This window comes from Fulvivirga sp. AWR4_260, assembly GCF_056158185.1.
The window spans coordinates 4,142,845-4,164,204 of sequence record NZ_JBSWSU010000015.1 but is presented as its reverse complement, the minus strand read 5'-3'; the positions used below and the strand labels follow the sequence as shown (position 1 = coordinate 4,164,204).

Here is a 21,360-nt window from a genome sequence, read left to right as displayed (position 1 = left end):
AAATATACCTTACAGTGTTATTTGTAGTTATTATTGCCAGCGCTAGTTACTACTAATATTTAAAAGTAGAGATTATTACATGAATTGGGATACTTACATCAATCATTTTAAGAATTACCTTAAACTGGAAAGATCATTATCAGCGAACTCAATAGAAGCCTATGTGCATGACATCGTAAAGCTAAAACAGTTTGCCGAAATGTCCAATTCGGGCTTGAGTCCAATAAAAGTAACTTCTGCTTTTTTACGTGACTTCCTCACTTATGTGAATGAATTGGGAATGACTCCGCACTCGCAGGCGCGTGTTCTCTCTGGTGTTAAAGCTTTTTATAAATATCTGTTGTTTGAAGATTACATAGAAGAAGATCCTACTGCCTTGCTAGAAGGGCCGAAGCTGGGAAGGAAGCTTCCTGATACGTTAAATGTGCATGAGATAGATCAGCTGTTTGCCGCTATTGACCACTCTACTCCAGAGGGGCAGCGCAATAGGGCGATGCTTGAAGTGTTATATAGCTCTGGGTTAAGGGTTTCTGAACTGGTAGATTTACGCTTGACCAATATTTATAAAGACATTGGTTTTTTAAGGATAATAGGGAAAGGAGATAAAGAAAGGCTGGTGCCAGTAGGTAAAGAGGCATTAAAATATTTGCAGATTTATACTGATGAGGTGCGTTTGCATTTGAATATAGCTGATGGTCATGAGAATTATGCTTTTTTAAATAGGCGGGGCAAGAAACTAACTCGCGTGATGATATTTACCATCATAAAAAGGTTGGCAGAGGAAATCGGGTTGAATAAAAATATAAGTCCACATACATTTAGGCATTCATTTGCCACACATTTAATAGAAGGTGGAGCTGACCTAAGGGCAGTGCAAGAGATGCTCGGCCATGAATCTATAACCACAACAGAAATATACACACACCTAGATAGAGATTACCTGAGGCAGGTGATTCAGGAATTTCACCCTAGAAGTTAATAGGCTTACCGTTTAAAGTTATCAGAGACTTTTGGTAGAGATGTAAGTCCTTTTTCTATAACGAACTGTGCAGGAGATGGACAAACCATTATCTTTGCAGCTAAATTGGCATTAACTGACTGAAAACGTGTACAAATCCTTAATTAGACCACTGTTATTTAAATTTGATCCGGAGAAGGTTCATCATTTTTCTTTTAACAGTATTAAAACTGCTGCAGCTATTCCTGGTATGAAAGCCATTTGGCGAAGCTCTTATTGTGTAGAAGATAAATCGCTGGAAAGAGAATATTTTGGTATCAAGTTTAAAAACCCTGTAGGCTTGGCGGCTGGCTTTGATAAGGATGCTAAAATTGTAGATGAGTTAGAATGCTTTGGCTTTGGTTTTATAGAAATAGGTACTGTAACACCAAAAGGCCAAGACGGAAATGAAAAACCTAGGTTATTTAGGTTGCCAGAAGACCAGGCCATTATTAACCGCATGGGCTTTAATAATGAAGGGGTAGAGGCCGCTGTAGAGCGTTTGAAAAAAAGGAAATCGTCTGTAGTAGTAGGTGGAAACATAGGTAAAAATAAGATTACACCAAATGAGAATGCTTTTGATGATTATAAATACTGCTATGAGAAGTTATTTCCGGTAGTAGATTACTTTGTAGTTAATGTTAGCTCACCAAATACACCTAATTTAAGAGCATTACAAGATAAGGAACCTTTAACTAAGCTATTACAAGGTTTAATGGACTTGAACCGTCAGCAAGAAAAGCCGAAGCCTATATTACTAAAAATAGCTCCAGATTTGAGCAATTCGCAATTAGATGATATTGTGAACATAGTAGAAGAAGTAAAGCTAGATGGATTAATTGCTCATAATACTACAATTTCAAGAGAAGGGCTGAAGTCAAGTGCAGCTAAGGTAGAAGCTATAGGAGCCGGAGGGTTGAGTGGAAAACCTCTCACAGTAAGAGCTTTGAATATTCTAAAATACTTAAGGCAACAACTGCCGGTTGATTTTCCAATTATATCTGTAGGTGGAATTATGAATGCTGATGATGCTCGTGCTCGTTTGGAGGCCGGAGCTTCTTTGATTCAGGTTTACTCTGGTTTTATTTATGATGGACCGGCAATGGTCAAACGAATTAATAAAAAACTTGTTTAGTAAGTAGTCTTTTCATTTAAAGAGAGAATTTCGGTTATTTTATATTGATTATCAGGGTGTTATTTTCTCTGTGTGGCGTTATTTTTCTCTCTATTTTAATACTTTAAAATATATAAGATGACTATCCGTTTTCACTGGATATGGCATTTAAATTTTATTACTTTTGTATTTTTTGAAATATGGCAAAAAACACATATAAATCGAATACATTTAAAAAACCAAAAGAAAAAAAGGAAGGTAAAAAGCTTAATCTGAATTTGAAGCTAGCTTTTTTGAAAGATAGACGCTTTCATTTGACTTTCGGATTTTTCTTATTAATAAGCTCATTGTTTTTGCTTACAGCTTTTATATCATACCTATTTACAGGTAAGGCTGATCAAAGTGTGGTAGAAGCCATTGGAGAGACAGGAATAGTGCAGTCGGGGCGAGATGCCGATAACTGGTTAGGATTATACGGAGCCTACATATCTCACTTTTTTATATTTCGTTGGTTTGGGTTAGCAGCCTTTTTTACACCTCCATTACTTTTTGTATTAGGTTATAAAATAGTAATGAAAAGGGAGTTGGTAAGTGTGTATTCCACTTTTGTTTTTTGTCTGTTCTTTACTCTTTGGGTAAGTATTTTATTAGGATACTTAGTATTTAGTACTGAAGGCGTTTCCGAATGGGGCTTCTTAAGCGGAGGAATAGGTTATCAATTATCTATCATTTCTGAAGGGCTTATCGGTTGGGGTACGCTTTTGTTGCTGATATTTTCTCTAATAGCATTTATCATTTACTTCTATAATGTTACCACCATTATGGGCTTTAAAGGTAAAATTAAAGAAGGTGTAGAAGACTTGGAGAAAGAAATTAAATCAGGTGTGGCAGAAAGTGAAAGTGCCATGGTGCACGAGATGAAGAAAGACGAGGTGAAAAAACAGCCTGAACAACCTACCAAGCCAGTGAGCAATCAGCCGGTAAGGCCAGAGCCAGTAGAAGAGGAGGATGAATTAGCCGAGAATGAATTTGTGTTGGAGCAACGGCCTGCGCCCACAAGGAAGCCTACCAATCAGGCATCTTTGGAATTAGATGTTACTATGCCGGAAGAGCGCCCTATTCAGAATAATAGGCCCGATACCCCTGCATTTTCTGTAGCACAAGAGCCGAAAGAGACAGCGGCCTCTGTACAGGAAAATTATGATCCTACATTAGATTTAGGCTCTTATCAATACCCTACTTTAGATTTATTAGAAGATTATGATACCGGTAGGGTACAAGTATCTAAAGAGGAGTTAGAGAAAAATAAAGACAAGATTATAGAGACTTTGGTCAACTTTAAAATTGGGATTTCCAGTATTAAAGCTACCATTGGCCCAACAGTTACATTATATGAGATAGTGCCAGAGGCGGGGGTTAAAATTTCAAAAATTAAAAACCTTGAAGATGATATTGCTCTATCATTGGCCGCCTTGGGGATTAGGATTATTGCCCCAATACCTGGGAAAGGAACTATTGGTATAGAAGTGCCGAATACTAACCGCGAAATGGTTGGTATTAAATCTGTGCTTTCTACCGAGAAGTTTATGAAAAGCGATAAGGAGCTGCCTGTGGCATTGGGTAAAACTATTTCTAATGAGGTACACGTTATTGATTTAGCCAAAATGCCTCACATACTTATGGCAGGTGCTACAGGTCAAGGTAAGTCGGTAGGGCTTAACGTATTATTGACTTCACTTCTCTATAAAAAACACCCTTCTCAGCTAAAATTTGTGTTAGTGGATCCTAAAAAGGTGGAATTAACACTCTTTAATAAAATCGAAAGGCATTTCTTGGCTAAGTTGCCTAATACTGATGAGGCGATTATTACAGATACCAAAAAGGTGGTTCATACACTAAATTCTTTGTGTATTGAGATGGATAATCGTTATGACTTATTGAAGGAGGCAGGTACCAGAAACTTAAAAGAATATAACGCCAAGTTTGTTAAGCGATCATTAAATCCTGAAAAAGGACATAGGTTTATGCCTTATATAGTGCTAGTTATTGATGAGCTTGCAGATTTGATGATGACGGCAGGTAAAGAAGTGGAAACCCCAATTGCACGTTTGGCTCAGCTAGCACGTGCTATCGGTATTCACTTGGTAGTAGCCACCCAAAGGCCATCAGTAAACGTAATTACCGGTGTTATTAAGGCTAACTTCCCGGCTCGTCTGTCATTTAGGGTAACTTCTAAAATTGACTCACGTACCATTCTTGATGCTGGTGGTGCTGATCAGCTGATCGGTATGGGAGATATGCTGCTTTCTCAAGGTTCTGACACCATTAGATTACAATGTGCATTTGCCGATACACCAGAAGTAGAGCGCATTTGTGATTACATTGGTGAGCAAAGAGGTTATGAGTCTGCTTATATGCTACCAGAGTTTGAAGGCGATGACGATTCTTCAGGTGTGGGTGAAGTAGATTTGGCTGATAGAGATGCTCTTTTTGATGATGCCGCAAGGTTGATAGTTATGCATCAGCAAGGAAGTACTTCATTGATTCAGAGAAAACTAAAACTGGGATACAATAGAGCAGGTCGGTTAATTGACCAGCTAGAGGCTGCTGGTATCGTGGGTCCTTTTGAAGGAAGTAAAGCCAGAGAAGTATTAATTCCGGATGAATATAGTTTGGAACAATTATTGAAGGATCTTTAATAACTTGTTAAGTTAAAACGGTCTATCTGGGAAATGTCCTAAAACTCATGACTCTGCCATATATATTGTTTAGCTTTGCAGGCCTTTGTTTAGAATAAAAAAACTTAATTAAATACATTGTAATGAAAAAGATCACTTTCTTATTGATGTTTTCACTTATCGGAATAGTTTCATTTGCTCAGCAAGACCCACAGGCAAAACAAGTGCTGGATGCCATGAGTAATAAAATGAAGAAAATACCTGCTTACAGTGCAGATATTACTTCATCGTTAATTAACGAAACTGACGGTATTAACGAAGAGTTTGGAGGTAAAATCACTGTAAAGGGTGATATGTATAAATTAGAGATGGACGATCAGGTAGTGATAAATAACGGCACTACAGTATGGACTTATTTGCCCGATGTGAATGAGGTAAATATTGATACATACCATCCTGATGAGGATGAAATTTCACCATCTAAAATCTATGATGCATATAAAAGTGGATATAAATACATATACATAGGTACTGAAACGGTTGATGGAGAGGTGTCGTCAGTTGTGGACTTAGTACCCAACGATAAAAATGCTCAATTTTTCAAAATCAAGTTATTTATAGGTCAGAAGAGTAATGAGCTGAAGAGCTGGATTATGTTCGATAAGTCTGGAAATAAGTATAAGTACACTATTAAAAACTTTAACAGTAACATTACGCCAAAGCCTAATTTCTTTGCTTTTGACAAAGCTAAGTATCCTGGTGTAGATGTAATTGACTTAAGGTAAGATACTTACGATAAATTATTGAATAGAAGCTATGCCGGAAGGTATGGCTTTTTTTGTTTTGTGATTTTCATACAAGATGATATAAATTGTCGTTAACTTTTGTTTTAGCGGGTAGCTTTATAACCTATGATGTGTAAATCATTTTTATCAATTTTATTTTTATTGCTTTCTTTTTCGCAGGCTATTTGCCTTTCTAATTACGATAGCCTAAAAACTCATGTTTTACATTTGGTGCACAACTATCAGCAGTATGATGATAAAAGGAGCGAAGTAATCAGTGAATGGAGAGAGAGGTATGAAGTGGCCAAATCTTCCGATCAAAAATACGAGGTGTGTGAAAAGCTTTGTGACCTATATCAGAATTTTAAGTATGATTCTGCTTTTAAATATGCTGCTGATCTAATTCATTTAGGGTACCAAATTGGAAATCATAAAAAGATAGCCGCAGCACAAGTGCAATTAGCGCATACGCTTTTGTCTTCCGGCTTATTTAAAGAAACATTTGACACCTTAACCAGAGTTGATAGTAAACTTTTAAGTAAAAAACTAAAGGTCGATTATTTCTCATTGCTGTCTAGGGCATATTATGATCTTCAGGATTATAATAGCGATAATCACTTTTCGGGTATGTATGGGGCTAATGCTGAGGCCTATGCGGATTCTGCCATTATGCTTAGTGAAGCAGATAGTTATGACCATCTTTTTATGCAAGGGGTAAAGCATTTGCGTAATGGTAGAGTGGTTTTAGCAACCAAAAAAGTTAAAAGGTTGCTGTCATTGCCACATTTAACTACTCATCAAAAAGCTATCGTTAGTTCTACACTAGGTTTTTTGTTTCTGGCTAAAAGAGATACCCTTACAGCCGAGGTACTTTTGTTAAATGCAGTGGCTTTGGATGTGAAATCTGCCACAAAAGAAAATCTTGCAGCGCTAAACCTTGCCAAGATACTGTATCAAAAGGGGGCCTTAAATGATGCTGATGACTTTATCCATAAGGCTATGGATGATGCGGAGTATTATGGAGCTAGGCAACGTAAGCTTCAGGTTGCGGCATTCATTCCGCTGATAGATGCGGCAAGGCTAAGGCAGCTTGAAGAGCAGCGACAATTGTTAATATTTTATGCTTTAATTATTACTCTGGTGGTAATAGCTATAGGTGGGTTTTTATATATCCGCTTTAAGCAATATAAAAAAATGAAAGCAGCTGAGGTCATTATTAAAAAAACTAATAATGACCTGATGAATACCATTGCCTTACTAAGAGAGTCAGATAAAATTAAGGATGAATATATTGGAGATTACTTTAGTAGTAATAGTGAATACCTGGCTAAGATAGAAAAACTTAAAGATGGTCTTTCTAGAAAGTTAATGGATAGAAAATATGACGATGCTAAGTTCTTGGTCAATAGTATTCATATGAAAGCGGAACGCGAGCAACTTTACAAAAAGTTTGATCAGGTTTTTTTTAGGATATTCCCTGATTTTGTAAGTCAATTTAATGAGATGTTTGATGAAGCAAATCAATGGAATGTGCCTGCTGATGGAACGCTTACTACGGAGTTGAGAATATTTGCATTATTGAGATTAGGGATTAATGACGCTGAAAAAATTGCAAATATTTTGGGGTATTCTGTTAACACTATTTACGCTTATAAAAATCGTGTTAAAAATAAATCTTTTGTCAGTAATGTGAAGTTTGACCAACAGTTAATGCACATTAAAGCTCATTGACCTAGGAAAAAATAGCCATATTGTATTTATATTTTTGTAAATCCGGTTTTGTTTTAAATGTTTGATTGTCAGGTAATTAAATATTATTTGAGTTTATAATTATTTATATTTGTTAATTACATTTTGTGAATAATTGGGTTGACAACGTGCTTTGTTGTTTAGCAGCTTACTACCAATGTAGCCGTGAGCGAAATGGTAGAGGTGCTAAATAAACAATACCTAATCCCAATAAAAATGAAATTAAAAAAACACCACCCAAAGGTCAGCGTGATCATGCGCTGGCGTAATTACAAGTATTTATTCATTTGTGGCCTGTTCTTGCTTTTGTCACTACCAGTGTTGGCACAGGATCCTCCACAATACGGTACGCCTTTTTCAGGTGTGCCTGACCCAAAAGATGTAAATATGTATCAGGTTAACATTCGGGCGTTTAGTCAAAATGGAGACCTTAACGGAGTTACTTCGCGCTTAGATCAAATAAAAGCATTAGGTACAAATGTCCTTTATTTAATGCCTATTTATCCTGTAGGCCAAGATTCAAGAAGTACCATATCTCCCTATTGTGTAAAAGATTTTAAAACGGTGGGTAGTGAGTTTGGTTCATTAGATGACTTAAGACACTTGGTAGATGAGGCTCATGCGCGAAACATGGCTGTGATGTTAGATTTTGTAGTTAACCAGACCTCATGGGACCACCAATGGATATCTCAGCACCCGGATTATTATGTCCGCAATGGGGCAGGGGAAATTCAACCTTTGCCAGAATTTCAGGATGTAGCAGCTCTTAATTTTGATAATTATGAAATGCGAAATCAAGTGATAGAAGCTCTAAGATATTGGGTGTTTGCGGCCAATATTGATGGCTATAGAATGGATTATGCTAATAATCCTCCCACAGATTTTTGGAAACAAGCTGTTGATAATTTGAGAGGGATTTCTTCTCACGATTTGATATTATTTGCTGAGGGTGATCGAACAGATCTTTTTACCGCAGGCTTCGACATGATTTTTGGATTTAGATTTTACTACGATGGTATTACTGATGTAAAGGACGGGGCGTCTGTCAATGTTTTGCAACAGGTAACTAATTCTGAATATAGCACTGCCAATCCAAATCAGCGCGTGGTGAGGTTTACTGATAATCATGATGTAAACGGAAGGGATGATGAGTTTGGACCTGCAATGAAAGTCTTTGGTTCTCAATCTGCAATTATGGCAAACTTTGTAGCGTGTGCTTACATGAGGGGTGTGCCATTTTTATATGGAGGACAAGAGGTTGGTTTTAATGAGCGTAACCCATGGCCATGGACCGCTGTTGATATCGACTGGAATGGAGATCCTGCCATAGCTAATGAGTACTCAAAAATATTGAGCTTTAGAACAGAAAGTGCTGCAATAAGACGTGGCGATCTCTGGAATTTTAGTAATAATGATATCCTCGCGTTTACAAAAACATATGGAAGTGAGCAGGTGCTAGTGGCTATTAATTTACGAGGTAATCAAGGGGCAGTGTCTTTGCCAAGTGAGCTTTCTAAAACAGGATGGAGCGATGCTTACAGCAACGGATCCATATCGCTAGGCAGCACAATTTCGCTGGGTGCTTTTGAATATAAAGTGTTTAAGAAAGGTACAGGTGATTCTGGTAATCATGCTCCTCAAGTTTATGCCGGAGCCGATCAATCGTTGAGTAGTGATATTTTAAGTGCTATACTTCAAGGTAGTGCTACTGATGAAGATGGAGATCAGTTATCTGTTGAATGGACTCAAGTTTCGGGCGATGCTGTAAGTATAACTTCTTCTCATCAGTTAACTGCACAGGTTGAAGGTTTGCAGGCAGGTCATTCCTATGTGTTTAGGCTATCTGTAAGTGATGGTGATTTAACGGCCACTGATGAGGTGGTGGTTGCGGTACTTCCACAGGGAACGGATGGGTATGTAACAATTAAAAACAGATGGAATAATGCTTACCTGTACGATGATGGCGACCAAGCTAAGTATGGCGATATTACAGGAGAGAATGCGCAGTGGCAGCAACTTACGGTAGATGGATACATATTGTTCAAAAATAGAGCTACAGGAGATTTATTAAATGTAGAACACGAGTTAGCTTATGTGGAAGCGTCAGGGGCAGGTACTGACTTTTGGAGCGCTCAATGGGAGTTAGTGGAGACCTCAGGGTATGTGAGAATACAGAATAGATGGAAAAGTGATAGCTACATAAATATTGAAAACCTCCTAGGTTATGCAGAATATACTGAAGGCATTGGAGAGGGAGCTTATAGTAGTCAATGGACCATAGAAGCAGTAAGTCAAGCGAATTTTGAGCTTACTATAGAGGCTGAAAGCTATGCGTCTATGAGTGGAGTAGAAGTGGAAGCTTGTGCTGAAGGCGGTAGTAATGTGGGTTATATTAACGCTGGAGACTGGATGTCTTACGCTAATATTAATATCCCAGAAAGCGGAACCTACATGGTTGAATACCGCGTAGCAAGCGGAGGTGATGGAGGTAATTTCACTTTAGATGTAAACGCAGGAGCTAATGTGCTGGGTGAAGTTAGTTTTGCTAATACAGGTGGTTGGCAAAATTGGACAACAGTGTCGCACATGGTTAATATAAATGCAGGAACTTACAATTTTGGTATTTACGCATTGCAGTCTGATTGGAATATCAATTGGTTGAAAATAACTAAGGTGAATAGTATAACAGCTCGTGTTGATGATATAAAAAGTTCGGTAAGTGTGGAGGTGTATCCAAACCCTACAAGTGATGTGTTGCATATAGCAGGTAATCAGGTAAATGATGTAATGCTATTAGACAGTAAAGGGCAAATATTGAATGACGTAAAAGTTGAGAATAATGAGATTGATTTGATAGGGCTGAAATCAGGAATTTATGTATTGAAGCTTATCACTGAAGATGGAATTACTACTAAATTAATTCAGAAGAAGTAAGAGTGGTGATTGTTAGTGAGCCTCCTCCTTAGTTTGAGGAGGCTTTTTTTATTTATTAGAGATTGTACGTCAGTGGAGTATCTTTAGCTGAATATCAGCTTTCTATTGATTTGTTTTTTTATTTTTGTTTTATGAATAAGGCTAAACTGATACAACAAATTAAGAAAAAGCAATCTTACTTATGTGTAGGGTTAGATACCGATCTTGAAAAGATACCTGCATTCTTGCATGAATTTGAAGATCCAATTTTTGAGTTTAATAAGCGCATAATAGACGCTACTAAAGATTTTGCAGTAGCATACAAGCCAAACATTGCTTTTTATGAGGCTTTAGGAGCCAAGGGATGGGAAAGCTTAGCCAAAACAGTGGCTTATATTCCTGAAGATATTTTTACCATCGCAGATGCAAAAAGAGGGGACATAGGCAACACCTCTAAGCTTTATGCTAAAGCCTTTTTTGATAATATGGATTTTGATTCCATTACAGTGGCTCCGTATATGGGACGTGATTCTGTTACGCCATTTCTTGAGTTTAAAGATAAATGGGTTATCTTGTTAGCACATACTTCTAACCCTGGTAGTGCGGATTTTCAACTTTTAACCGATAGGGAGAGTGATCAGGCCTTGTATGAACATGTGATCAAGAAAAGCCAGGAGTGGGCATCAGAAGATGAGTTGATGTTTGTTGTAGGCGCTACAAGGGCTGATAAAATAGGGGAGATACGTAAGCTTGCACCGAAAAACTTCTTTCTTGTGCCTGGTGTAGGAGCTCAGGGTGGTAGCCTTAAAGACGTTTCTGAGTATGGTATGACTCCCGAATGTGGGTTGTTAGTAAATTCTTCTAGGGGGATTATCTATGCTTCTCAGAACGAAGACTTTGCCGAAGTGGCTGCTAAAGAAGCAGAAGCATTACAAAAAGAAATGAAATTATATATAGATAAGTTCATGGAATAAATCAGGTCTATGAAAGAGGCTTTCCTTCATTTTATATGGCAGTATCAGTATTTTCAGAAAGGAGAGCTTCTAACAGCTCTGGGAAATGAGTTAAATGTAATTCACCCCGGATTTTATAATAATGATGCAGGACCTGATTTTAAGGAGGCTAAAATCTTAATTGATGGCATTGAATGGCGAGGTCATGTTGAAATTCATGTTAAGTCTTCGGACTGGAACCAGCACCTGCATCAATTCGATAAGTCATATAACAGTGTGGTGCTGCATGTGGTGTGGCAAAATGATAAGCCCATTTTAAGGGAAGATGGTAGTGAAATTCCAACCTTAAGCCTTTCTGGTAAAATTGATGAAAGACTGATATTTAATTATCAAGAGCTGGTTAATAAAAAGGTCGCTATTCCTTGTAGTGGACTTTTTGAAAGGGTAAAGCCTTTGGTTTGGCTCTCTTTGTTAGATAAGATGCTGCTTGAGCGCTTACACATTAAAGCATCACTAGTGCTGAAATTACTGGCTAACAATACTAATAATTGGCAAGAAACAGCACATCAACTCTTGGCGAAAAATTTCGGTTTTAAAATAAATGCCGAAAGCTTTTTTCAGCTATCACAGTTCTTGCCTCAAAAGTTGATTCAAAAACATATAAATAATGAGGTGCAGCTGCAGGCCTTGGTGTTTGGTGTAGCAGGTTTTTTAGATAATGATGATCAAGGAGAATACCGCGCACTCCTTAGAAATGAATACCAATTTTTATCGCACAAGTATGGGCTAGTCTCTATGGATGAACACCAGTGGCTGTTTTTGAGATTGCGGCCTGCTAATTTTCCCACTGTACGTTTGGCTCAATGGCTCACTGTGTTAAAGCATAATTATAGCATTTTTGACATGCTGATTAATTTGAAGAGTTTGAAAGATCTGGTCACTAAGGTTAGAATGGAGCTTCCTACATATTGGCAACATCATTATATGTTTGGTCGAGAGTCTGATAAAAAGCTGCCAATGCTAGGGAAAAGTAGCATTGAAAATTTATTAATCAATACTGCGGTGCCTCTGCAAGTGGCGTATGGAAAGTACACCGGAGATGATTCATATATCGATAATGCCATCAGCCTGTTGGAGGCTACTTCTGCAGAGAATAATAAGATTGTTAAGCTTTGGAAAACACAGGGAAGAGAGGTGAAGAGTGCCTTTGATAGTCAAGCCTACATTCAGCTATATAATAATTATTGTATGGAAAAGCGATGTTTGTCCTGTAATGTAGGCATTAGTTTAATTCGTAATTCATGAGTGTTATTTTTTTGCTGCTCAATATTGTAGCTTTTTCAATTGTCATCTATTTATTATACAGGTATCAGGGGGTAGTACTCGGGGTATTTACTTTTTGTTTTACCATTTTATTGAAAATCTTTGCGGGGTTTGCAATAGGCTTATTATATACGCATTACTATTCTACAGGTGATACCTTCCGTTATTTTGAAGTTGGGGCTGCGGTGGCAGATCAATTGTATGAAAGTCCTTACGCTTACTTTAAAATCATGTGTGGCCAGTCGAGTGACTCATTTTCGATGTTTTACGAACAGCCGCGAGCCATTTTTATGGCCAAAATAGTAAGTATAGTTAATCTTTTTACTTGCAATAATTATTGGATGACCTCGGTTTGGTTTTCTGTGTTTTCTTATTTTGGAAGTATCACTTTGGTGCGCCAGCTTTTGGCTCAGTGGAAAGGTCAAAAAGTAGCCATTATATTTTCCTTCCTCATATTGCCATCTGTTGTGTTTTGGAGTGCAGGAATCCTTAAAGAAGCTATATCTGTAGGGGCGCTTTTTTATTTAATGGCCTTAATTATAAAATATCTTCAGGCTAAGGCACGCTTCAGGTACTATGATGTCTTATTGTCTGTTTTAATGCTGTTTTTGCTTTGGCAGACTAAGTATTACTACTTGGCAGTGTTAATATTGGTGTGCTTACTATGGCTTTGGCTAAAATGGAGTGAGCGGTTCAATCTTTGGTTGAGAATAGTGACTATTCCACTAGTGGCTTCAGTTGTTTTGGTTTCGGTAAGCTTTCTGCATCCTAATTTTAAATTAGATTATATATCCGAAGTAGTAACCCGAAACTACTATACATTTCAAGAGATTTCAGAGCAGGGTGATACATTCGTTTATAATGAGCTTGAACCTACTTTGGTGAGCTTAATAATGCATAGCCCAGAGGCATGTTTTAATGGACTGTTTCGGCCCTTTTTCGGTGAGTTCTTTAATGGGCTAAAGTTATTATGTTCTCTCGAAAATACTATTCTTTTCTTCTTTTTGATGGTTAATGTATATCATCTCCTGAAGAATAAAAAGCATTTTTCTGCTCTTGCAATTTCTATACTGCTCTATGTTGTGCTGTTGGCTGTTTTTATGGGACTTTCTGTGCCTAATTTTGGTACCTTATCAAGGTACAAAGCAGGTTATTTTTCTTTTGTTTGGCTCATGGCTTTGTGGGATAATCCTTTGTGTAATAAGCTCAATAGATTGGTTAAATAAAACCATGCGTGTAACTTTGCAGCTTCATAAAGATAACGAAGCATGAAGAATCCGGTAATGATTTTTGGCGCCAATAATTTAGGGCGTGCAGCAAGAGATATATTTGATAGCAACGAAATACTTATTTATGGTTTTTTGGATGACGATGAGGCACTACATGGTACTGAAATAGATGAAATATCTGTCTTAGGAGCTATGGATGATGATGGTTACCTTAAGTTTATCGGCAAAAAATGTGAAGCATTTGTTGCTATTGATGATAACAAGGTGAGAAAAAGCATAGTGAAGTTGCTCAATGAGCGAAGAAAGATTATGCCTGTTAATGCTATTCATCAGGCATCTACAATAGCCGAAACGGCTCATATAGGTCATGGTAACTTCATTAATATGGGAGCAAGGGTAGCAGATAATGCAAAAGTATCTAACCATTGTATTTTAAATACTAATTCAGTGGTAGACTATAGTGCCGAGATTGGTGATTTTGTGCAGGTAGGAGCAGGAAGTGTAATCAATAGCGGTGTAAAAGTGGAAGATGAGGTGTTTATAGGATCAGGAGCGGTGATAGTAAGTGGAGTGAAAATAGGAAAAGGAGCCAGAATAGGAGCAGGGTCTATAGTAATAGCAGATGTGGCTGCAGGGAAAACGGTGTTTGGTAATCCTGCACAAGAGGTTAATCGATAAAGAGTTAAGTTGTTATTAAAGTGGTATTTTATTTTATTATCACCTTTAAATAGCTATATTTCGCTTTAAACGCCCACTGAAATAGAAATGAATAAACTTCCAGAGTCTGAATTAATATTAAATAAAGACAATAGTGTTTATCACTTGAATTTGTTGCCAGAAAATATCTCCGAAAATATAATAACGGTAGGAGATCCTAGTAGAGTATACATGGTCAGCAAATATTTTGATGATATTGATTTTGAAATGAACAGGCGTGAGTTCATTACGCATGTGGGTACTTATAAAGGGAAAAAAATCACAGTTATCAGTACCGGAATGGGTACTGATAATATTGAAATATTTCTTACCGAACTCGATGCTTTGGTGAATATTGACCTGAAGAAGAGGGAAGTGAAGAATAAAAAGAAGAAACTGAATATTGTTCGAGTAGGCACTTCAGGGGCATTGCAACAAGACATACCACTAGGTTCGCATTTACTGTCTGATTATGCTATAGGCCTAGATACACTTATGTGCTTTTATAACCTGCCGCAAGATGCATTTGAAAAGCAACGCGGAGCTGAACTTCAAAAGAGTTTGGAGCTTCCGTTTGAACCATATGTGGTTAGGGGCTCAGAAACACTAAAAAATAAAATCAAAGGAGATGACATGATCATTGGTAATACCGTTACCTGTCCTGGATTTTATGGGCCTCAAGGCAGAAAATTGAGGCTAGATCTCAAAAATCCTAAATTATTAGAAAGGTTAACTTATTACCATAACGATAATTTTTGGATCACCAATTTTGAAATGGAAACCTCGGGCTATTATTCAATGGGCAGGCTTTTGGGGCACGAAGTATTAAGTGCTAATGCTATAATAGCCAATAGAATAACTAATGAGTTTGCTGATAACGCTACCGATGTGGTAGATTCACTAATACAGAAGGTCTTAAATAGGTTGTGCGAATAAGCTAACGAGTTATATCTCTCCTGATATTTTGGCTTTGTAAAATAAAAAATGCCTTAGCTTTGCGGGTCTGAAAAGGATGAACGATGGATGATTTTGAGATGATGACCCTGCCCAACGGTATAAGGGTAATTCATAGACAAGTTACAAATACAAAGATTGCGCACTGTGGCTTTATGCTTGATATTGGAAGTAGAGATGAAAATTTCGAAAATCAGGGTATTGCCCATTTTTGGGAACATATGGCTTTTAAAGGCACTCAAAAACGCAAAGCTTTTCATATATTAAATAGAATAGACTCTGTGGGTGGTGAGCTCAATGCCTACACTACAAAAGAGAAAATAGCTTTTTACGCTTCTATTCTCGATAAACATTACGATAAGGCGGTAGAGCTGCTGGCAGATATCACTTTTGATTCTGTGTTTCCTGAAAAGCAAATTGAAAAAGAAAGGAATGTAATACTGGAAGAAATGGCCATGTATTATGATAGCCCAGAGGATGCTATTCAGGACGAATTTGATGAGCTGATATATAAAGACCATGCTTTAGGTAGAAATATATTAGGTACAGCCGATAGCGTAAATTCATTTCATAAAAGGGACTTTCAGGAGTTTATAAAGGAGAATATGAATACTGATAAGATCATATTCAGTTCGGTAGGCAATATTCCTTTTAAAAAAGTGGTGAAATTGGCGGAGAAATACTTAAAGCCAATACCTCGATTAACTGCTCAAAGAGAACGCAAAACTTTTAATACCTATAAGCCCGTTTCTAAAGAAGTTTTTAGAAGCATAACACAGGCTCACTGTGCATTGGGTAGAGATTCGTATCCTTTAAATGATAAAAATAGACTTCCTTTCTTTTTGTTAGTGAATATTTTAGGCGGGCCTGGTATGAATAGTAGGCTTAACCTAGCGCTAAGGGAAAAGTATGGTTTTGTTTATTCTATAGATGCGAGTATCCAATCGTATATAGATACCGGGCTTTTTGCTGTGTTTTTTGCTACTGAGCCTCGCCAGTTAAAGAAGAGTATAAAGCTAGTGCAGAAAGAACTGACTAAGCTAAAAGAAAAGTCTTTGGGGGTGCTGCAGCTGCATGCAGCCAAGGAGCAACTAATGGGGCAGTTGGCTATGGCGGAGGAGAATAACGTTAGTTTTATGCTGATGATGGCCAAAAGTTTGCTAGATAAGGAAGAAATAGAACCGTTAGAATCTATTTTTAAGGTCATTAAATCTACTACAGCCGAACAGCTTCAGGATATTGCGAATGAGATGTTTGATGAAGATAAAATGAGCTTGTTAACTTATCTTCCTGCCGATTAATTGATAATAACTGTAAATCGTATACCAATATGGAAATACTTTCAGAAGCATTGCAGAAATATGTAGAAGAACATTCTACAGGAGAAGGCGTTATTCTTCAAGAACTAACCAGAGACACTTATACCAAGGTTTTAATGCCGGGCATGATATCTGGGCACTTGCAGGGTAGGGTGCTGTCAATGTTTAGTCACATGATAAGACCTAAAAATATATTGGAGATAGGCACGTTTACTGGTTATTCTGCCATATGCTTATCAGAAGGGTTGCAGCAAGGCGGCAAGGTGTTAACTATAGATATCAATGAGGAGTTAGAAGACATGGTAAGGCAGTATTTTGATAAGGCCAATGTCTCTGATAAGATAGACTACCGAATAGCCAATGCTATGGAGTTGGTGCCTACTTTAGATATGGAGTTCGATATTGTTTTTATCGATGCTGATAAGAAGAACTATACTAATTATTATGATATGGTTATAGATAAAATTAGTAGTGGCGGGTATATTATCGCAGATAATGTATTGTGGAAAGGGAAGGTTGCCAATCAAGAGAACGTGACAAAAGATACTCAGGTATTATTAGATTTTAATGCCAAAGTACATAATGATCCTAGGGTGGAAAACGTTCTTTTGCCAATCAGAGATGGTTTAATGGTTATGAGGAAATTATAATATAAAATTAATGCCAGTAAGACTACTTCTTCTATTAGTCATTTTACCTGGGCTAGCCTTAGCTCAGGGGCCGCGTGTTCCTACGCGGATGGAGTTTGCAGGAATCAAACTTCGTATTATGGAAAGTGCCCGTAAGGAAATTCAAAAAGATGTTGATGCTTTAACAAAGAGTCCTAAGTACTTTAATATTAAGGTGGAGCGAGCTCGTGAATACTTTCCTATAATAGAGAGAGTGTTTAAAGAAGAAGGTTTGCATGATGATTTTAAGTACTTGGTGCTTCAGGAAAGTGCATTAATCTCAGATGCGGTGTCTGTTTCTGATGCTGTAGGCTTCTGGCAGTTTAAGGATTTTACAGCAATGGAAGTGGGGCTGCGAGTAGATAAGCATGTGGACGAACGGATGAATATCGTATCCTCGTCACGGGGTGCGGCAAGATACATGAAAAAGAACAATCAGTTTTTTGACAACTGGTTACATACATTGCAGGCGTATCAGATGGGAGCCGGAGGTGCTATGAGGGTATTGGGTAAAGGTGAAAAAGGGGCGCATTCAATGGTGGTAGATAAAAAGACCTATTGGTATGTGAAAAAGTACCTTGCGCATAAAGTAGCTTTCGAAGGAGCTATTTCAGGAAATGCCACTACACAGTTAAAAGAGTATACAAAAGGAGCTAATAAGTCATTAGAAGATATCGCTGATGAAATAGGTGTAGGCTTGGCTCAGTTGCAAGATTATAATAAATGGCTGAAGAAGGGTAAAATTCCGGATGATAGAAGGTATACCGTAATAGTGCCCGTTACCAAATTGCAAAATGTAAATCTTGCAGCTTTAGATAATGATAATGATGAGCCAAATGTAAGTAGGAAAGTAAATTATGATTTTCCTAATGCCGAAAGCTTTCCGAAGTTCGATGATATAGCTGAGGCAAAGTCAGGTCAGGTAACAGATATTAATGGAATGCCTGGTATGATAGCTGCCGCTGGAGATAGATATGCGGCTATGGCCGAAAAGGGAGGGGTTGATCTTAGTGATTTTTTGAAATATAATGATATAGATATTAGTGATAAAGTAGAGCCAGGTCAGGTTTATTACTTTAAAAAGAAGAGAAATAAAGCCAAAACGCATTATTATGCTATGCAGTATGGTGAAGACCTGTGGTCCGTTTCTCAAAAGTTTGGCATTAAATTGAATAAACTTAAAGCCAAGAATAGAATAAAAAATGGGGAGACATCTCAGGTGAAACCTGGAAGAGTGCTTTGGTTGCGTTACATCAGGCCTGCAAGGGTAGGGGTAGAATATAGTGAGGTGAAAAATGACCCTAATGTGGAAGAGAAAGTGATAACCACAATCAAAACTAAAATAGCACCAGACCCAGCACGAGTAACACCTCCTGTTGATTTGCAGCATCCTGTGGGGCAGGTGCAGCAAGATGGTGACCGTGCGGAAGCTGACCCGGTTGAGGAGGAGCGAGAAGTAGTGGTGATTCATGTAGAGGATGATCAGGAAGAAGCTGTTGATGGAAATGAGTATGAAAGTGTTGAAGAACAGGTAGAAGAAAAAGTTTTTGAAGGAGGCGGAGGTAGGCAAGTGCATGTGGTGCAGCCAGGAGAAACGCTTTATTCAATAAGCCGACAATATGGAGTAACTATTAAAGAAATGCTAGACTGGAATAATATGACTATTTCTGATGGGTTGAGCATTGATCAAAAATTAGTGATTTACTCTAACGGTGCGCCACCGGTTAAAAATGAGCCAAAAGTACAGCCTTTAGATAAAGGCGAAGAAATTTACCATACTGTAAGCCAGGGAGATACATTGTATAGTATAGCTAGAAAGTATGAAGTTTCCTTGCAAGATATTTTAAGATGGAATAATAAAACGGACTATAACATTCACCAGGGAGAGAAAATAAAAATTATAAAAAGGTAAAATAACTGATTGTTATTCTCTTATAATTGAGTAATTTATAGGACTTATTGGATAATGTTACATAATTTATGAGTTAGTATTTTTTTATCAGTTAGAAAAAATATTTTTAATCATTATGTTTGTAAATATGTCTGTAAGGGCAAAATTAGTATTCAAATGAAAAGGTAATTTTCATACTAATTTGTACTTTTAGACATTATAAATTTTAACTAAACCAGCAATAACGTTGAGTGACTCTAAGGCGATAGATTTGGTAATGCTTGTAGATGATAATGACACTGATAACTTTATTAGTAAAAGAATCATTGAAATCACAAAGTTTGCTAAAAGAGTAGAGGTGAAAAACTCTGGCAAAAGTGCATTGGATTACTTACGAGAAAATCAGGATCGTATAGAAGATTTACCCAATCTAATATTTCTTGATATTAACATGCCTATTGTAGATGGGTTTGTTTTCTTATATGAATTTGAAAAATTCAGCGATACCATTAAGGATAAATGTAAAGTAATTATTCTGTCTAGTTCTGATAATAAAAGGGATATTGATAAAATTGTAAATAACAATCACGTTATCAAATTCATCACCAAACCTTTAACTGAAAACGCATTAGAAGAAGTTAAGGTAAACAATTTGTAAGACTACAGGTTATATTCTTAAATTAGCATAAATTGTTAAATTAAGAGTATAAATGCATTTAAAACACATCAAGACCATTTCATTCCTTGGGATATTAGCTTTTTTTCTAATAGCAGTCCCAGGGAGAGCGCAGCAGCAGGCTACGGCCAACCCCGATACCACCTACTGGAAAAAAGATTTTAGAGCAGGGTTAAGTTTTAACCAAGCATCATTTTCTGATAACTGGCAGGGGGGTGGAGTTAACTCTATTGGGTTAAATACATTCCTTACTTATAAGGCGAATTACACTAGAGACGTACATTCTTGGGATAATACTATTGACTTGGCATATGGTATTCTTAAAAATCAAGGACAAGGTAGTAGAAAATCTGTTGACCGCCTTTATTTGGATACTAAATATGGCAGAGAATTATCTAAGAAATGGGATTTCTTTACTTCCTTAACCGTTCTTACTCAGTTTGATGATGGTTATGAGTATGAAGTAGAGCGTGCTGATGGCTCGGTGTATGATAGTTTGATATCTTCATTTTTGGCTCCAGCCTTTATTACCTCATCATGGGGGGTGGAATACCATCCGGTAGAGTACTTTAAAGTTCGCTTCGGGCCATTTTCTCCGCGGTTAACAGTGGTGAATAATGAGGAGCTCTCTGATGCAGGTGCATACGGGGTAGATCCGGGAGATAAAATCCGTACTGAGCTTTTAGCTTTTCAGATGGTGGCAGATTTTAATAAGGACATTGCAGAGAACTTAAACCTGAAATGGAAATATATGTTTTTTGCTAACTATAAGCATATGGAGGCCAGAAAGTTTGATCATAGGTTAGATGTTAATATAGCAGCGAAGGTCAATAAATTTGTTGATGTATCGCTTGGAGGTATATTAATCTATGATTATGATCAGGTGGATGATGTACAGCTAAGTCAAGCTATGAATTTGGGTATAGTATACAAGTTTAAGAACTACAAAGAGACTAAATGATACTGACTATTAGAAGTCAGTATCTAATCCAAGCCTATCTCTAAGTTGATTAAGGATAGGCTTTTTCTCTGCCAAATAATCAAACTTTTCGCGGTTAGTATATATCATTCTTGTTGCTTTAGCTTCTAAAAGTTCAGCATCAAGAGTGATTAGCCTGTTGTTTAAAGTCTTTTTCAGGTGTCCTATTAGGTCAGCTCTAAATTTATCCAGAATATCGAAGTTAACAGGGTTGTTGAGCTGAAGCATGATATTAGTGGGGCCTTTCATCACCTTTTGCTGCTTCATAACCATGTACTCAGAATTTTTTCCTTCAACCTTTCTACTTTCAGCGTAGTCATTCCAAACTTTGGCTAGCTGCTCAGTAGTAAAAGGATCAGTTCCATAAGTTTCACTGATATCAGGCTCATCCTTTTTCTTCACCTCTTCTTCTTCAAAAGGTTTTGTAAGAAGAGCA

17 protein-coding genes are annotated in these 21,360 nt (G+C 37.3%); 16 read left to right on the top strand and 1 reads right to left on the bottom strand.

Annotation, left to right across the window (positions count from 1 at the left end; translation table 11 throughout):
* The first annotated feature begins 79 nt into the window (after positions 1-79).
* From xerD to ACXACQ_RS23340, 16 genes are all read left to right on the top strand, one after another.
* Positions 80-979 carry a site-specific tyrosine recombinase XerD gene (gene xerD / locus ACXACQ_RS23415; protein WP_474978434.1) on the top strand — a complete coding sequence of 300 codons (900 nt, stop codon included), beginning with the start codon at positions 80-82 and terminating at the stop codon, positions 977-979.
* Positions 980-1,106: 127 nt separating this feature from the next.
* Positions 1,107-2,132 (top strand): quinone-dependent dihydroorotate dehydrogenase, encoded by a 1,026-nt coding sequence (locus ACXACQ_RS23410; protein WP_474978433.1) that lies wholly within the window; start codon positions 1,107-1,109, stop codon positions 2,130-2,132.
* A 179-nt stretch (positions 2,133-2,311) separates the two neighbouring features.
* Positions 2,312-4,810 carry an FtsK/SpoIIIE family DNA translocase gene (locus ACXACQ_RS23405; protein WP_474978432.1) on the top strand — a complete coding sequence of 833 codons (2,499 nt, stop codon included), beginning with the start codon at positions 2,312-2,314 and terminating at the stop codon, positions 4,808-4,810.
* Between the two features lie 122 nt (positions 4,811-4,932).
* Positions 4,933-5,574 (top strand): outer membrane lipoprotein periplasmic chaperone LolA1, encoded by a 642-nt coding sequence (lolA1, locus tag ACXACQ_RS23400; protein ID WP_474978431.1) that lies wholly within the window; start codon positions 4,933-4,935, stop codon positions 5,572-5,574.
* Positions 5,575-5,700: 126 nt separating this feature from the next.
* Positions 5,701-7,305 (top strand): DUF6377 domain-containing protein, encoded by a 1,605-nt coding sequence (locus tag ACXACQ_RS23395; protein WP_474978430.1) that lies wholly within the window; start codon positions 5,701-5,703, stop codon positions 7,303-7,305.
* Positions 7,306-7,539: 234 nt separating this feature from the next.
* Positions 7,540-10,257 (top strand): alpha-amylase family glycosyl hydrolase, encoded by a 2,718-nt coding sequence (locus ACXACQ_RS23390; protein WP_474978429.1) that lies wholly within the window; start codon positions 7,540-7,542, stop codon positions 10,255-10,257.
* Positions 10,258-10,388: 131 nt separating this feature from the next.
* A complete protein-coding gene (pyrF, locus tag ACXACQ_RS23385; RefSeq protein WP_474978428.1) occupies positions 10,389-11,210 on the top strand; it encodes an orotidine-5'-phosphate decarboxylase in 822 nt (273 codons plus the stop codon).
* 9 nt (positions 11,211-11,219) lie between these two features.
* Entirely contained in the window at positions 11,220-12,494 is a 1,275-nt protein-coding gene (locus ACXACQ_RS23380; protein WP_474978427.1) for a DUF2851 family protein, read from the top strand.
* A complete protein-coding gene (locus ACXACQ_RS23375; protein WP_474978426.1) occupies positions 12,491-13,738 on the top strand; it encodes a hypothetical protein in 1,248 nt (415 codons plus the stop codon). Before ACXACQ_RS23380 ends, ACXACQ_RS23375 begins: the two co-directional genes overlap by 4 nt.
* Before the next feature lie 42 nt (positions 13,739-13,780).
* The gene (locus tag ACXACQ_RS23370) at positions 13,781-14,419 is read left to right on the top strand and encodes an acetyltransferase (protein ID WP_474978425.1); all 639 of its coding nucleotides are present in this window, start codon (positions 13,781-13,783) and stop codon (positions 14,417-14,419) included.
* 87 nt (positions 14,420-14,506) lie between these two features.
* Entirely contained in the window at positions 14,507-15,373 is an 867-nt protein-coding gene (locus tag ACXACQ_RS23365; protein WP_474978424.1) for a nucleoside phosphorylase, read from the top strand.
* Between the two features lie 83 nt (positions 15,374-15,456).
* Positions 15,457-16,692 (top strand): M16 family metallopeptidase, encoded by a 1,236-nt coding sequence (locus ACXACQ_RS23360; RefSeq protein WP_474978423.1) that lies wholly within the window; start codon positions 15,457-15,459, stop codon positions 16,690-16,692.
* Positions 16,693-16,721: 29 nt separating this feature from the next.
* The gene (locus ACXACQ_RS23355; RefSeq protein WP_474978422.1) at positions 16,722-17,360 is read left to right on the top strand and encodes an O-methyltransferase; all 639 of its coding nucleotides are present in this window, start codon (positions 16,722-16,724) and stop codon (positions 17,358-17,360) included.
* A 10-nt stretch (positions 17,361-17,370) separates the two neighbouring features.
* A complete protein-coding gene (locus ACXACQ_RS23350) occupies positions 17,371-19,290 on the top strand; it encodes a LysM peptidoglycan-binding domain-containing protein (protein ID WP_474978421.1) in 1,920 nt (639 codons plus the stop codon).
* Between the two features lie 256 nt (positions 19,291-19,546).
* Positions 19,547-19,927 carry a response regulator gene (locus ACXACQ_RS23345; RefSeq protein ID WP_474978503.1) on the top strand — a complete coding sequence of 127 codons (381 nt, stop codon included), beginning with the start codon at positions 19,547-19,549 and terminating at the stop codon, positions 19,925-19,927.
* A gap of 52 nt (positions 19,928-19,979) precedes the next feature.
* On the top strand, positions 19,980-20,906 hold the full coding sequence (locus ACXACQ_RS23340; protein ID WP_474978420.1) for a DUF3078 domain-containing protein: 927 nt from the start codon (positions 19,980-19,982) through the stop codon (positions 20,904-20,906).
* 9 nt (positions 20,907-20,915) lie between these two features.
* Here the strand turns inward: ACXACQ_RS23340 and ACXACQ_RS23335 are convergent, their stop codons facing one another.
* The gene (locus tag ACXACQ_RS23335; protein WP_474978419.1) at positions 20,916-21,326 is read right to left on the bottom strand and encodes a hypothetical protein; all 411 of its coding nucleotides are present in this window, start codon (positions 21,324-21,326) and stop codon (positions 20,916-20,918) included.
* Positions 21,327-21,360: the final 34 nt, after the last annotated feature.

What these genes read in the sequence shown, in the direction of transcription:
- xerD (WP_474978434.1), top strand. Translation starts at nt 80, where the DNA reads ATGAATTGGGATACTTACATCAATCATTTTAAGAATTACCTTAAACTG.
- ACXACQ_RS23405 (WP_474978432.1), top strand. Translation starts at nt 2,312, where the DNA reads ATGGCAAAAAACACATATAAATCGAATACATTTAAAAAACCAAAAGAA.
- lolA1 (WP_474978431.1), top strand. Translation starts at nt 4,933, where the DNA reads ATGAAAAAGATCACTTTCTTATTGATGTTTTCACTTATCGGAATAGTT.
- ACXACQ_RS23395 (WP_474978430.1), top strand. Translation starts at nt 5,701, where the DNA reads ATGATGTGTAAATCATTTTTATCAATTTTATTTTTATTGCTTTCTTTT.
- ACXACQ_RS23390 (WP_474978429.1), top strand. Translation starts at nt 7,540, where the DNA reads ATGAAATTAAAAAAACACCACCCAAAGGTCAGCGTGATCATGCGCTGG.
- pyrF (WP_474978428.1), top strand. Translation starts at nt 10,389, where the DNA reads ATGAATAAGGCTAAACTGATACAACAAATTAAGAAAAAGCAATCTTAC.
- ACXACQ_RS23380 (WP_474978427.1), top strand. Translation starts at nt 11,220, where the DNA reads ATGAAAGAGGCTTTCCTTCATTTTATATGGCAGTATCAGTATTTTCAG.
- ACXACQ_RS23375 (WP_474978426.1), top strand. Translation starts at nt 12,491, where the DNA reads ATGAGTGTTATTTTTTTGCTGCTCAATATTGTAGCTTTTTCAATTGTC.
- ACXACQ_RS23370 (WP_474978425.1), top strand. Translation starts at nt 13,781, where the DNA reads ATGAAGAATCCGGTAATGATTTTTGGCGCCAATAATTTAGGGCGTGCA.
- ACXACQ_RS23365 (WP_474978424.1), top strand. Translation starts at nt 14,507, where the DNA reads ATGAATAAACTTCCAGAGTCTGAATTAATATTAAATAAAGACAATAGT.
- ACXACQ_RS23360 (WP_474978423.1), top strand. Translation starts at nt 15,457, where the DNA reads ATGGATGATTTTGAGATGATGACCCTGCCCAACGGTATAAGGGTAATT.
- ACXACQ_RS23355 (WP_474978422.1), top strand. Translation starts at nt 16,722, where the DNA reads ATGGAAATACTTTCAGAAGCATTGCAGAAATATGTAGAAGAACATTCT.
- ACXACQ_RS23350 (WP_474978421.1), top strand. Translation starts at nt 17,371, where the DNA reads ATGCCAGTAAGACTACTTCTTCTATTAGTCATTTTACCTGGGCTAGCC.
- ACXACQ_RS23345 (WP_474978503.1), top strand. Translation starts at nt 19,547, where the DNA reads ATGCTTGTAGATGATAATGACACTGATAACTTTATTAGTAAAAGAATC.
- ACXACQ_RS23340 (WP_474978420.1), top strand. Translation starts at nt 19,980, where the DNA reads ATGCATTTAAAACACATCAAGACCATTTCATTCCTTGGGATATTAGCT.